Below are 13,403 nucleotides of genomic sequence, written 5' to 3'. Positions count from 1 at the left end.
CGCGGTCGCTCTCGCCGCGTCCCCGGCCGCCGTCGCTCCGGCCGCCCTCGGCCCGCCCGCGCTCGCGCGGGCCGCGACCGCGGCCCTTCTTGCGCGGCTCGCCCTCGACGTTCTCCTCGCGCTCGGCGCTGAGGCCGTCGCGCTTGCGGAGCTCGCTCGGGAGCGCCGGCGGGGCGCCCTCGGGGATGTCCAGGTCGGAGTAGAGGTGGTCGGAGGTGTGGTAGGTCTCCAGCGGATCGCCCAGGTCGAGGCTGTTGGCCTTGACGATGATCTTCCAGCGGGGCAGGTCCTCCCACGTCAGGAACGTGACGGCGATGCCGGTCGCGCCCGCGCGGCCGGTGCGGCCGATGCGGTGGACGTAGGTCTCGGCCTCTTCGGGCGCGTCGAAGTTGATGACGTGCGTGATGTCGGGGACGTCGATGCCGCGCGCGGCCACGTCGGTCGCGACGAGCACGTCGATCTTCCCGGAGCGGAAGGCCCGCAGGGCCCGCTCGCGCGCGTTCTGGCCGAGGTCGCCGTGGACCGAGCCGACCGCGAACCCGCGGAAGTCGAGCTCGTCGGCGACCTTCTGGGCGGCGCGCTTGGTGCGGCAGAACATGATCGTGAGGCCGCGGCCGTTGGCCTGGAGGATGCGGGCGGCGACCTCGATCTTGTTCATCGCGTGGGTCATGTAGACCAGCTGCCGCGTGTTGTTGGCGGCCTCCAGGTCGGGGGCGCTCACGTCGGCGGCCACGGTGATGGGCCGGTTCATGTGGCGGCGCGAGAGCGACATGATCGTGTCGGGCATCGTCGCCGAGAACAGCATCGTCTGTCGCTGCTCGGGGAGGAGCTTGAGGATCTTCTCGACATCCTCGGAGAAGCCCAGGTCGAGCATGCGGTCGGCCTCGTCGAGGACGCAGTGCGCGATCTTGTTGAGCTTGATGTGCTTCGACTTGTACAGGTCGAGGAGGCGCCCGGGGGTGCCGACGATGATGTCGACGCCCGCCTTCAGCGCCTCGACCTGGGGCTCGTAGGCGCGGCCGCCGTAGATCGGCAGGACCCGGATGGAGCGGGTCTTGCCCGCGTCCTCGAGGTCGCGGGCCACCTGGAGGCCCAGCTCGCGCGTGGGCACCAGGATCAGCGCCTGGGGGAGTCCGTCGGAGCCCTCCTCGGCGGAGGTGATCCGGTCGATGATCGGGAGGCCGAACCCGAAGGTCTTGCCGGTGCCCGTGGGGGCGCGCCCGATGATGTCGGAGCCCCGGAGGGCGATCGGGATCGCATACTCCTGGATCGCGAAGGCCCGCTCGATGCCGAGCGCCGCAAGCGCTTCTACGGTCTCGTCGCGAACGCCCAGGGCGCCGAAGGTCGGCCCGTCGTTCTGGGGCCGGTCAGTGTTCAATTCGTTCACTCTGTTCACCTCGTGGCGGAGGACGTCACCAGATCCGGGGAACTCGGCGCCACATATAGTCTCGTCACACAGCGGCGACGACCGCCGGATTCGGAGAGTCGCCGCTTCGCAGGAGCGGCCCGGTGCAGAAACCGGTACCGCTTGAGGACCGCCTGGTACAGGGATGCCCCTTCGGGGCCGCGGTCCCTCCCGTCCATCGTACGCGCTCTCGGCACCATCGTCTCGCTGCGCCGCTCCCGGGCGGGGCGCGCGTTCCCGGGACCTGCGCGAATCCGCCCCTTCTGGCCTGGGAAGACGTGCGGATTCATCCGATCGGCGACGAGCACGCGAAGGCGAGGCCCGCATCGGCCCAGTGGTAACCTGCCCCGGTGTCCGAGACTCCTGAACCCGCCTCGACCCCGTCCCCGGCGCCGGAGGCCCCCAGCCGCGAGGCCGTCGTCGAACTCCTTGGGCTGCTTGCCCTCGGTGAGCTGCTCGCGTTCGAGCGCATGGTCTTCGACGCCCGCCTCGCCCCTGACCTCGGCCGACGCGCCGCCCTCTCGGAGGCGGCCGTGGGTGAGATTCGCAACTACCGGCTGATCGCCGACCGCCTCACCGCGCTGGGCGCGGACCCCGCCGCGGCCATGGCGCCGTTCCGCGAGGCGTTCCGCTCCTTCGACGCGTCGACCTCCCCGCGCGACTGGCTCGAGGCGCTCGTGAAGGTCTACCTCGGCGACGCCGTCGCCGACGACTTCTTCCGCGCGGTGTCCTCCGGCCTCGACGACGCCGACCGCGAGGTCATCGAGACGGTGCTCGCCGAGAGCGGCGCCGCCGACCTCGCCGCCGAGGAGATCCGCGCCGCCGTCGAGGCCGACGAGTCGGTCACCGGCCGCCTGTCGCTGTGGGCCCGCCGCCTCGTCGGCGAGGGCATCAACCGCGCCCAGGGCGTGGCCGCCGCCAACGAGCGCCTCACCGGCATCATCGTCGGCGACGGCGGCACCCTCGACGCGCTCATGCGCCGCCTCACGCGCGCGCACCAGGACCGCATGAAGTCCGTGGGGCTCAACAACTGAGCGTGCGGTAACCGCATCGGCACGGCCACGCAAGGGCCGTTACCGAATCGAGACGAACCGGCCGCAACTGGAACCTCCGCTCCCCGCGTCTTCGGGGCGGAGGAGGACTTCAACATGCGGCTCACGAAAAGCCATGTCGTCAGCGGGGTGCTCGCCGTCGCTCTGCTCGGAGCGACGGCCACCGCCTGGTACTTCGCTGCGCAGGCGCGGACCCCGGCCCAGCGGGCCGAGGAGACGGCCGAACCCGATGACAGCGTCATCACCGTGAAGGTGGACCAGGAGCAACTGGTCGACACCCTCGAATTCGAAGCGGTCCTCGACCGCACCGGCGACTTCAGCGTCCCCGCGCCCAGCGCGCCCGAGGGGATCGAGACCGCCCTGGCCTCGAAGCTCCCCCTGGACGTCGGCGACGAGGTCAAGGCCGGGACCGTGCTCCTGGAGGTCTCCGGCCGGCCGATGATCGCCCTCGAAGGCGACGTGCCGGCCTACCGGGACCTGACCGAGGGCGACACCGGCCCCGACGTCGAGCAGCTCCAGCTGGCGCTCCAGCAGCTCTACGGCACCCCCAAGACCGGCACGTTCGACTCGCGCACCGTCTCGGACCTGAAGAAGCTCTACGACCACGCCGGCTACGACCACGCGACCACCAGCGAAGAGGTCGCCACCGAGGAGGACGACACCGAGACCGAGGGCGACACCGGCGACACCGGCGAGGAGAACACCGGCGGCGCCCAGACCACCACCGTCGAGCGCGTGGTCCTGCCCGCCTCGGAGGTCGTGTTCCTGCCCGACCTGCCCATGCAGGTCTCCAAGGTCAACGCCCAGCAGTCCGCGCCCGTCACCGCCGACGAGCCGGTCCTGGTGCTCGCCTCCGGCGACTGGAAGCTCGAGGCGAAGCTCGACGAGGAGACCTCCTCCGAGCTGTCCAAGCTCGGCGACGAGGCCGAGCTCGAGTACGGCGACGGGCCCCTGGAGGGCCAGGAGGTCGGCGGCTTCGAGCTGGAGGTCCGCGAGGAGGCCGGCGAGACCGACGAGTGGACCGGCGAGGAGGGCGAGCCCGTCGAGGTCACCTACGCTGTCTTCGCGTTCGACGCCGAGGCCCTCGAGGGGATCGAGGACCTCGCCCCCGGCGAGGAGCAGGAGGTCACCCTCGTGCGCGCCCGCTCCGCCGAGGACGCCCTCATCGTGCCGCTCTCAGCACTGTGGACGGACTCCGAGGACCGGACCATGATCACCCTCCTCGACGAGGACGGGAAGGAGACCCACGTCCAGGTCGACGTCACCCTGCGCCACGAGGGCCGCGGCGTGGTCGTGCCCGTCGAGGGCGAGCTCGCCGCCGGCGACGAGGTCGTGATCGCCTGGCGCGACCGGGAGAACGGCTGATGGCCCGCCGCCCGCGCAAGCCGGAGACCGACACCGAACTGCTCGACTACGTGGCCGCCGACGGCGGCTCCGCAGCGGACGCCCCCGATCCGGCCCCGCAGGGCCGCGGCGCCCGCCGGGCCGCGAAGCGGGCCGCCAAGGCCGCACGGCGCGCCGAGCGGGACGCGGTCCCCGCCGCCCGCGGCCGCTTCGGCGTCCGCAGCATGGGCATCGCCTACGAGGCCGTCCAGTCCCTGCGCGGGCGCTCGGTCCGCACCTGGATGACCGCGATCGGCATCGCCCTCGGCATCGCCGCCACTGTCGCCACCGTCGGACTCTCGTCCACCTCGGCCGCCGCGATCGCCGAGCGGTTCGACGCGACCGAGGCCACCCAGGTCACGGTCTCGTTCTCCGACAACATGCGCGACGCCGGGTACGCGCCCTCCCTGGAGTCCTCCCAGCGGGTCCGCGACATCAACGGCGTCCTCGACGCCGGGATCGTCTGCGGTTCCACCGACGACCTCGCCGCCTCGCGCACCGAGGCCGCCGACTACGTCCGCGAGGTCCCGGTCTTCGGCATGGAGCCCGGCGCGATGGACGCCTACGGCTTCGAGTTCACCTCGGGCGCGGCCTTCGACGAGGGCCACGTCGCCCGCGGCGACCAGGTCGCCGTCATCGACGAGTCCGCCGCCCGCGACCTGGGCTACAACTCGCTCGAAGGCGGCCCGATGATCTACGTCGACGGCCGCGAGTACGCGCTCGTCGGGATCTACCAGGCCCCCGAGGGCGAGGCCAAGCTCACCGGCGCCGTCGTCGTCCCCCCGACCCCGTGCCTGGAGGCCGACGCCGGCTACGCCGCCGCGCAGGTCTTCATCCGCACCGACCTCGGCGCCGCCGACAAGGTCGCCGACACCGCCCCCACCGCGGTCTTCCCCGAGGGCGCCGACAACCTGTCGGTCTCCAAGCCCTCGGACCTCCGCTCGTTCCGCAAGGGCGTCGAGAACGAGATGCAGGCCCTCCTGCTCGGCCTCGCGGCCGTCTCGCTCGTCATCGGCGCCGTCTCGGTCTCCAACACCGCGCTCGTCTCGGTCATGGAGCGCCGCTCCGAGATCGGCCTGCGCCGCGCCGTCGGCGCCGCCCGCCGGGCGGTGGCGATGCAGTTCGTGTGGGAGTCCACGCTCATCGGCCTCATCGGCGGCCTCGTCGGCACGGTCCTGGGCGTCAACGTCACCGCGTTCGTGTCCCTCTACCGGGACTGGCAGATCGTCTTCGACCCCGGCCTGTTCGCGGCCGGACCCGTCATCGGCGCCGTCGTCGGCGTCGTCGCGGGGGTCTACCCCGCGTGGCGCGCCAGCCGCATCCCGCCGGCGGTCACCCTCCGCACCTGATCCTCGTTAGACCCGCGTGAACCTCATCGAGGACGCCCGGGACCTGTTCCTGCCCGCCGCCTGCGCCTCCTGCCGGAGCGCCCGGGCGGCGGGCGGCGGCGTCTGGAGGGGCCTGTGCCCCGACTGCGCCGCCGAACTCCGGGCCCTGCGCCCCCGCCTCGCCGCGCCCCCGCACGCGGCCCCGCCCACCGTCGCCGCCGGCCCCTACGCCGGCGCGCTCGCCGAGGCCCTGAACGAGTACAAGGAGCGCGCCCGCCGCGAGCTCGCCCCCGCCCTGGGGGCCCTCCTCGCCGGCGCGCTCGCGGTCGTCGCCCCCGAGGTCCCCGGGGCCGTGCTCGTCCCCGTCCCGCCCACCGCCGCCGCCCGCCGCGCCCGCGGCTTCGACCACGTCGCCGCCGCCTGCGCGGGCCTGGGCGAGCTCCACCCGTGCCTGCGCGCCCACCCCCGCCCCGACTCGGTCGGCCTCACCCCCGCCCAGCGCGAGGCGGCCGCCCGGCGCAGCCTGCGCACGACCCGGCGCGCCCGGGCCCTGGCCGCCTCCGGCAGGCCCGCGATCCTCGTCGACGACGTCGTGACCACGGGCGCGACCCTCCGCGCGGCCGCGCTGGCGCTGCGCCGCGCCGGGGTCGAGGTCCCCGCGGCCGTCGTCCTCGCCGCGGTCTGAAGCGCACTCGAGGGATTGGCGGGGCGCCGGGCGGGTACACGTGCCGGTGTCGTGTATTCGACAGCCGGAACGGAGGGTTCGACCAGGAATGCGAAGAGTTATCTCGGGTCCCCCGGATTCCGTGCGCGCAAGGCCGATCGCATTGGAGAATTCCGGTAGCCGAAGGGTCGACTTTCGGTGACCGAAGGGTTAGTCTCGAAATCTCAGATCGGTAACGAGACGGCAGAGGCCAGTTGGCCCAGAGGTGAACGCCCCCTTGTGAGGAGGGGTTCCACCACAGCCCGTCGTGTCCGTGAAGGAGGGAGCGCCATCCGCCGTACCGGAACTTCGGCTCCGGACCCAGCACACGCAACTACGTCAGCATCGCCGCAGCAGGGATGCACCTGGGAGGTTCAGAGGTGGACATCGTCGTCAAGGGACGCAATGTAGAGGTCCCCGACCACTACCGCGAGCTCGTCGAGGAGAAGATCGAAGGCAAGATCGCCAAATACCTCGCCCGCTACGACGGGGAGGCGATCAAGATCGACGTCGAGCTCTATCACGAGCCGAATCCCCGCCAGGCCGACCATGCGCAGCGCGTCGAGATCACGGCCCGCCCCAAGGGGACGGTCATCCGCGCCGAGGCCTGCGCCGCCGACTTCCGGTCCGCGTTCGAGCTGGCCGCGACCAAGCTCGGCCACCAGCTCCGCAAGACCTCCGACCGCAAGCGCGTCAGCCGCGGCGGCACCAAGGCCCCCATCTCGGTGGCCGAGGCCACCGCGAACGGCGGCGGCCTCATCCCGTCCGGGAACACGCTCACGCTGGCCGAGGCCGACCTGGAGGCCAAGGCGGCCCGGGCCCGCTTCATCTCCGAGGACGTCGACCACTTCGACGGCCTCGTCGAGGACCACCTGCCGGGCACCATCGTCCGCGAGAAGATCCACCCGGGCGAGCCGATGACCGTCGACGACGCCCTCCAGAACATGGAGCTCGTCGGCCACGACTTCTACCTGTTCCACGACAAGGAGACCGGCCGCCCGTCCGTCGTGTACCGGCGCCGCGCCTTCGACTACGGCCTGCTCAGGCTCGACCTGTAGCGCCCGCCGCTGAACGGGACGGGGCCCGGGCGCGATGCGCCCGGGCCCCGCGCGTGTCTGCTAGCCCTCCAGGGCCGAGCCTTCCTTCCACTTCTCCCACGACAGGATCCAGAAGCCCCAGCCGTTGTCCCACGGCATCTCGCGCGGGGAGCCGCTCACGTCGACCGGGTCGCCGCGCTGGGCGATCCCGTAGAACCACTCCGCGTCGGACTCGCTCGCGTTCAGGCACCCGTGCGAGAGGTTCGCCGAGCCCAGGCTCCCGTTCCACGGCGCGCCGTGGACGAACTCGCCGGACGAGTTGATGCGGGTCGCCCAGTTGACGTCGGTGGAGTAGTACCCCTCCTCGCCCTCCTCGCGGCCGGGCGAGACCATGGTCTTCTCCGCGAACTTCTCCATGACCAGGTGCACGCCGGTGGCGGTGTAGTACTCCCACTCGTCGCCCGATCCGCCGGAGATCGGGATCTCGCGCTCCACCTCGCCGTCGAACTCGACGGTCATCGTGTGGGTCTCGAGGTCGGCGTGGGAGACCTGCGCGCGGCCGATCTCCATGACCGACTCGTGGTTCTCGTCGCCCCAGGTGTCGCCGCCCAGGAACACGCCCTCGAAGTTCGCCGTGAAGGTGACCTTCTGGTACGGCTGCCAGTACTCCTTGGTGCGGTAGATCGCCTGCGAGTCGCTGATCCAGTGCCACGCCCCCTCGTGGCCCAGCTCGGACTCGACCTTGAGGTTCTTCTCGACCTCCGCGCGGTCGGGGGCGTCCTCGGTGAAGAAGACGATGATCGGTGCGCCGACGCCGACCGTCTCCCCCTCCACGATCGGGGTCACGTCCGACACGCCGAAGCCGCTGCCGTCGCGGCGCTGCGTGGCGAACGTCTGCTCGAACTGGGTGACGGTGCCGTCGGAGCTGACGGCCTTCGCGGCGACGGTGTGCACCGACCCCGCGTCGAGCACGCCGTTCGAGGTCCACGCGGTGAGGTCCTCGGCGAACTCGCCTTCGATGGTCTTGGATCTGTCGGAGGTGACGTTGACCTCCTCCAGGATGCCGTCCACCACCGACAGGTTGAACGGCTGGGAAGGATCGTGGTCGTCGACGGCGTCGAGCGACACCACGGGCACGATCGGGGCCGGCGTGAACGACCCCTGCTGGGGTTCCGCGCACGCGGCCAGCGGCAGCAGGGACGTCGCCGAGGCAGCGACGAGAGTCCGGCGTTTCAAAGGGGGTTCCTCCACAAGGCGAAGCGACGCGATAACTATATCCTCGACGCCCGGCACCACCCCTTGGGTTGCACGTCAATCGCTACTCAGCACAGCCCACACCAACGTGTCGCGCCGGCGGCCCCCGAGCGTGGGCAGTCCGCCGCGCTCCACGCCCTCCAGACGGAAGCCCGCGCGGCGCAGGACCGCCTGCGACGCGGTGTTGTGGAGGTCGGTCCCGGCCCACACCCGGTCCAGCCCGACCTCGCGGAACGCCCAGCGCCGCACCAGGTTCACCGCCCGGGTCGCGTACCCGCGGCCGCGCACCGAGGCCCGCAGGTCGTACCCGATCATGCCGGTCCCCACGATCCGCGCCACGTCGTAGAGGCCGATCGTGCCCTGGTAGCCCGAGCCGTCGTCGATGACCATGAGGGCGCTGCGCCCGCGCAGCCAGTCCACGGCCGCCCGCCACTCGCACACCTCGCGCGCCTCGGCCTCGCTCGGCGGCAGCGGCAGGGCCGCCCCCGCGAACACGTCCGGGCTGGAGCGGTGGCGCAGGTGCGACTCGAAGTCGTCCGGGGCCAACGGCCGCAAGGCGATCACGCCGTCGGTCAGGTTCCCGCCCGGCAGGTCCGGGAGCACGCGCGGCGAGGGGCCCGTGCCGTCCCCCGGCAGGAGCCCCAGTGTCAGCGCCTCGGTCCCGTCCCAGGCCGCGCCCCGGGATATGCCGCCGTCGGGGCGGAAGCCCGCGCGCAGGGCCGCGCGGATCGCGGCCAGGTCGCGCACCGGCGGGCGCGCCTCCAGCCGCCTCGCGCCCGCGTCGAAGATCACCGGTGACGCGGCCCGCAGCATCGCCGCGGCGAGGTGCTTGCCGCGCCGCTCGGGCGCGACCCAGAACCGGACGCCGGCGACGTCGCCGCCCTCGAAGGCCAGCGCGCCCCAGACCGCCTCGCCCTCGGGCGCCACCGCCACCGCGCCGGGCGTGAACCCGCAGTCCACAGTCGTGCCGGAATCGGCGGGACGCAGCACGAACCCCGTGGTCTCGACGGGTTCGAAGAATCGCACGTCCTCAGACAAGCAGTCCGGCGGCGGTGCGTCAACCGTTTCATCCGCCTGAATTGCGCAGGATGCGCTGTCGGTCCCGGCTCAGCCGAGATCCTCCGGGAAGAGGCTCCCGATCCACGAGTCGACCCGTCCGTCCTCGCCGTGCCGCAGGCCCCGGCGGACGCCCTCGACGGTGAACCCGGCCTTCTCGGCGACGCGCCGCGAGGCCTCGTTGCCGACCACGGCCCGCCAGTCGACCTTCTCCAGGGCCAGGTCCTCGAAGCCGAGTCGGGCGACGCGCCGGACCGCGGCGGTCGCCCAGCCGCGCCCCCGCGCCCACGGTGCGACCTGGTACCCGATCTCGGCCTCGCCGGGCTCGCCCAGCGAGAGCTGGACGCTGCCGCCGTACCGGTCGTGCTCGTCGGCGAGGGCGTACAGGACCGCGGTCCCCTCGGCGCGGCGCGCCCGGCTCAGCGCCAGCCAGGCCTCGGCGTCGGCGCGGGTGTAGCCGCGCGGGACCGTGGTGAACCGCTGCGTGCGCTCGTCGGCGCAGGCCTTCGCGAGGTCGCCGAGGTCGGACTCGCGCAGCGCGCGCAGCCGCAGGCCCGCGGCGCCGGTCTCCAGGACCGGCTGCGGCGCGGTGAAGAACGCGGCCTGCCGCTTGAGGACCGCGTAGTGCGGCGGCGGGTCGTCCGGCCCGCGGAGGCCGCCGGGGAGCATCCCGCCGATCCAGCAGTCGCGGGAGGTCCCGCGCTGGTTCACGCCGCCGCGGGAGACCCCCTCGACGGTGAAGCCGGTGCGCAGCGCGGCGAGGCGCGAGGCGTGGTTGCCGACGATCGCGTCCCAGGCGATGCGGCGGGCGCCGCACCGCTCGAACCCGAAGGCGACGACGGCGCGGATGCCGCGCTGGGCGACGCCGCGGCCGCGCGCCCACGGCGCGGTGACGTACGTGATGGTCATCTCGCCGGGGAAGGACTTGGTGAGCGCCATCGAGCCGACGAGGACGCCGTCCTCCTCGACCGCCCACCGCGGGTTCCCGCCGCCCCAGTGCCGGCGCTGCGTCTCGACGTACCGGTCGCGCGCGCTCCCGGTCCAGGGGAGGGGCATGACGAGGAAGCGCTCGATGAGCGGGTCGGCGTAGATCCGCGCGAGATCGGGCAGGTGCCGCTGCTCCCAGGCGACGAGCCGCAGGCCGTCGGCGTGGAGGGTGACGGGTTCCATAGCCTCCGATTGTGCCCCACCGGCTGCGATCGGGACCAGCGACCGGCTACGCGTAGTATTGACCGGGAAATCCACCCGATCTGGTCAAGACCTTGCTGGGAGCTGATCTTCCGTGTCGTTGTTCGAGAAGGTACTGCGGGCCGGCGAGGGCCGCGCGCTCAAGCGGCTCAACGCGATCGCCGACGCGGTCGACTCCTTGGAAGACGAGTACAAGGCGCTGACCGACGCGGAGCTGCGCGCGCTCACCGACGAGTACCGGGAGCGCCTGAAGGACGGCGAGACCACCGACGACCTCCTCCCCGAGGCGTTCGCGACGGTCCGCGAGGCCGCCGACCGCGTCCGCGGCATGCGCCACTACCACGTGCAGCTCATGGGCGGGGCCGCCCTGCACCAGGGCAACATCGCCGAGATGAAGACCGGCGAGGGCAAGACCCTCGTCTCGACGCTCCCGGTCTACCTGAACGCGCTGACCGGCAAGGGCGTGCACCAGGTCACCGTCAACGACTACCTGGTCCGCCGCGACGCGGAGTGGATGGGCGAGATCCACCGGTTCCTGGGCCTGAGCGTCGGCATCGTGCTCCCGGGCGAGGGCTCGGAGAAGCACCGCGAGGCGTACGCCGCCGACATCACGTACTCCACGAACAACGAGCTCGCGTTCGACTACCTGCGCGACAACATGACCGGCTCGTCCGACAACCTCGTGCAGCGCGGCCACCACTTCGCGCTCGTCGACGAGGTCGACTCGATCCTGGTCGACGAGGCCCGGACCCCGATCATCATCTCCGGCCCCGCCGAGCACTCCAAGCGCTGGTACACCGAGTTCGCGAACATCGTGCGCACCATGAAGCGCGACGAGCACTACGAGGTCGACGAGGGCAAGCGCACCATCGCGATCACCGAGTCCGGCGTCGCCCGCGTCGAGGACCGCCTCGGCATCGAGAACCTCTACGACTCGGTGAACACGCCGCTCGTCGGCTACCTGAACAACGCCATCAAGGCGCAGGAGCTGTTCGAGCGCAACCGCGAGTACATCGTCTCCGACGCCGACGAGGTCCTCATCGTCGACGAGTTCACCGGCCGCGTGCTGGCCGGGCGCCGCTTCAACGAGGGCATCCACCAGGCCATCGAGGCCAAGGAGAAGGTGGAGATCAAGCAGGAGAACCAGACCTTCGCCACCACCACCCTCCAGAACTACTTCCGCCTCTACGAGAAGCTCGCGGGCATCACCGGCACCGCGCAGACCGAGGCGTCGGAGTTCAACAACGTCTACGGCATGGGCGTCATCCCGATCCCCACGAACCGGCCGATGATCCGCCGCGACCAGCCCGACGTCATCTACAAGACCGAAGAGGCGAAGTACCAGGCGGTCGTCGACGACATCGCCGAGCGCCACGAGACCGGCCAGCCGGTCCTCGTCGGCACCGTCTCGGTCGACAAGTCCGAGATGCTCGCGAACCTGCTCAAGCGCCGCGGCATCAAGCACAACGTCCTCAACGCGAAGAACCACGCGAAGGAGGCGGACATCATCGCCCAGGCCGGTCGGCTCGGGGCGGTCACCGTCGCCACCAACATGGCCGGCCGCGGCACCGACATCATGCTCGGCGGCAACCCCGAGTACATGGCGGCCGAGGACCTCCGCTCGCGCGGCGTCGACGAGGCCGAGGAGACCGTGTACGCGAACGCGTTCGACGAGGCCAAGGCCAAGTTCGACGAGATCTGCGACGCCGAGGGCGAGGACGTCAAGGACGCCGGCGGGCTGTACGTGCTCGGCACCGAGCGCCACGAGTCCCGCCGCATCGACAACCAGCTCCGCGGCCGCGCGGGCCGCCAGGGCGACCCGGGCGAGTCCCGGTTCTACCTGTCGCTCTCCGACGACCTCATGAAGCGCTTCAACGCCGACGCCGTGCGCGCCATGATGAACCGCATGCGGGTCCCCGACGACGTCCCGATCGTCTCCAAGCTCGTCACCCGCCAGATCGAGTCGGCGCAGTCGCAGATCGAGGGCCACAACGCGGAGATCCGCAAGAACGTCCTCAAGTACGACGAGGTCATGAACAACCAGCGCACCGTCATCTACGACGAGCGGCGCAAGGTCCTCGACGGCGAGGACGTCTCCGAGCAGATCGGCCACTTCATCGACGACGTCCTCGAGGCGTACGTCGCGGGCGCGACCAGCGAAGGCTACGGCGAGGACTGGGACCTCGACGAGCTGTGGTCGGCGTTCAAGCAGCTGTACCCGATCGGCCTGTCCCACAAGGAGCTCGCGAAGCGGGCGGGCGGGCTCGACGAGCTCGACGCCGAGACGCTCCTGGCGGCCGTCAAGGAGGACGCGCACGAGGTCTACGCGGGCCGCGAGGCCGAGTTCGGCGAGGAGATCCTCCGCAAGCTCGAACGGCGCGTGCTGCTCCAGACGATCGACCGGAAGTGGCGCGAGCACCTGTACGAGGTCGACTACCTCAAGCAGGGCATCAGCCTGCGGGCCTACGCCCAGCGCGACCCGGTCATCGAGTACCAGCGCGAGGCCTTCGACATGTTCCAGACCATGCTCGACGGCATCAAGGAGGACACCGTCAGGTTCCTCATGAACGCCGAGCTCAAGGCCAAGCCCACCGAGGGCGGCGCCGCCGAGCCCGAGGCCGAGATCCGCGGCCTCGAGCCGCTCCGCAAGCCCGAGATGCTGCTCCAGTCGGCCCCGTCGATGGACAGCGCCTCCGGCGTGCAGGAGCAGGCCACGACCGAGGACGGCGCCGTGTTCAAGCGCCCGCCGAAGCCGGTCGCGGGCCAGAAGCGCGACGTCAAGCGCACCCCGGGCGCGGGCCAGAAGGGCGCCGCGAAGGTCGCCCCGAAGTCCGCCCGCTCGTCCGGCCCGCGCAAGGCCGCCACCGCGCCGCCCGCGCAGCAGGCGAACCCGCAGCAGCGCCGGGTCGAGAAGGTCGGCCCGAACGAGCTGTGCCCGTGCGGCTCGGGGAAGAAGTACAAGCGCTGCCACGGCGCGCCCGGTGCCGCAAACTAGAG

10 protein-coding genes are annotated in these 13,403 nt (G+C 71.8%); 6 read left to right on the top strand and 4 right to left on the bottom strand.

Features of this window, described 5'->3' with window-relative positions; genetic code table 11:
- A partial coding sequence (locus ABD419_RS19285; protein ID WP_344489727.1) for a DEAD/DEAH box helicase occupies positions 1-1,387 on the bottom strand: 1,387 nt, incomplete at its 3' end.
- Positions 1,388-1,755: 368 nt separating this feature from the next.
- Between ABD419_RS19285 and ABD419_RS19280 the strand changes: the two genes are divergently transcribed.
- The 5 genes from ABD419_RS19280 to hpf all read left to right on the top strand — a co-directional run bounded on the left by ABD419_RS19280 (position 1,756) and on the right by hpf (position 6,929).
- Positions 1,756-2,439: a ferritin-like fold-containing protein gene (locus tag ABD419_RS19280; protein WP_344489724.1), complete on the top strand. Its 684-nt coding sequence runs from the start codon at positions 1,756-1,758 to the stop codon at positions 2,437-2,439.
- Between the two features lie 114 nt (positions 2,440-2,553).
- The gene (locus ABD419_RS19275; protein ID WP_344489721.1) at positions 2,554-3,822 is read left to right on the top strand and encodes an efflux RND transporter periplasmic adaptor subunit; all 1,269 of its coding nucleotides are present in this window, start codon (positions 2,554-2,556) and stop codon (positions 3,820-3,822) included.
- Positions 3,822-5,189, top strand: a complete 1,368-nt coding sequence (locus tag ABD419_RS19270; protein WP_344489718.1) for an ABC transporter permease — start codon at positions 3,822-3,824, stop codon at positions 5,187-5,189. The genes ABD419_RS19275 and ABD419_RS19270 overlap by 1 nt, the downstream gene beginning before the upstream one ends.
- A 16-nt stretch (positions 5,190-5,205) precedes the next feature.
- Positions 5,206-5,853, top strand: a complete 648-nt coding sequence (locus ABD419_RS19265; protein ID WP_344489715.1) for a ComF family protein — start codon at positions 5,206-5,208, stop codon at positions 5,851-5,853.
- 398 nt (positions 5,854-6,251) lie between these two features.
- Positions 6,252-6,929: a ribosome hibernation-promoting factor, HPF/YfiA family gene (hpf, locus tag ABD419_RS19260; RefSeq protein WP_344489712.1), complete on the top strand. Its 678-nt coding sequence runs from the start codon at positions 6,252-6,254 to the stop codon at positions 6,927-6,929.
- 60 nt (positions 6,930-6,989) lie between these two features.
- Here hpf and ABD419_RS19255 read toward each other — a convergent pair whose 3' ends face one another.
- The 3 genes from ABD419_RS19255 to ABD419_RS19245 form a co-directional block, all read right to left on the bottom strand.
- On the bottom strand, positions 6,990-8,144 hold the full coding sequence (locus ABD419_RS19255) for an Ig-like domain-containing protein (RefSeq protein WP_344489709.1): 1,155 nt from the start codon (positions 8,142-8,144) through the stop codon (positions 6,990-6,992).
- A 75-nt stretch (positions 8,145-8,219) separates the two neighbouring features.
- Positions 8,220-9,188, bottom strand: a complete 969-nt coding sequence (locus ABD419_RS19250) for a GNAT family N-acetyltransferase (RefSeq protein WP_344489707.1) — start codon at positions 9,186-9,188, stop codon at positions 8,220-8,222.
- Between the two features lie 81 nt (positions 9,189-9,269).
- Complete coding sequence (locus tag ABD419_RS19245; protein ID WP_344489704.1) at positions 9,270-10,388, bottom strand: GNAT family N-acetyltransferase; 1,119 nt, start codon at positions 10,386-10,388, stop codon at positions 9,270-9,272.
- 112 nt (positions 10,389-10,500) lie between these two features.
- Between ABD419_RS19245 and secA the strand changes: the two genes are divergently transcribed.
- Entirely contained in the window at positions 10,501-13,401 is a 2,901-nt protein-coding gene (secA, locus tag ABD419_RS19240; protein WP_344489701.1) for a preprotein translocase subunit SecA, read from the top strand.
- Positions 13,402-13,403 lie beyond the last annotated feature (2 nt).

It is taken from the genome of Glycomyces endophyticus (genome assembly GCF_039531525.1).
Taxonomy (GTDB): Bacteria; Actinomycetota; Actinomycetes; order Mycobacteriales; family Micromonosporaceae; genus Glycomyces; species Glycomyces endophyticus.
The sequence above is the reverse complement of the archived record's forward strand: the minus strand, read 5'-3'. Positions and strand labels throughout refer to the sequence as shown.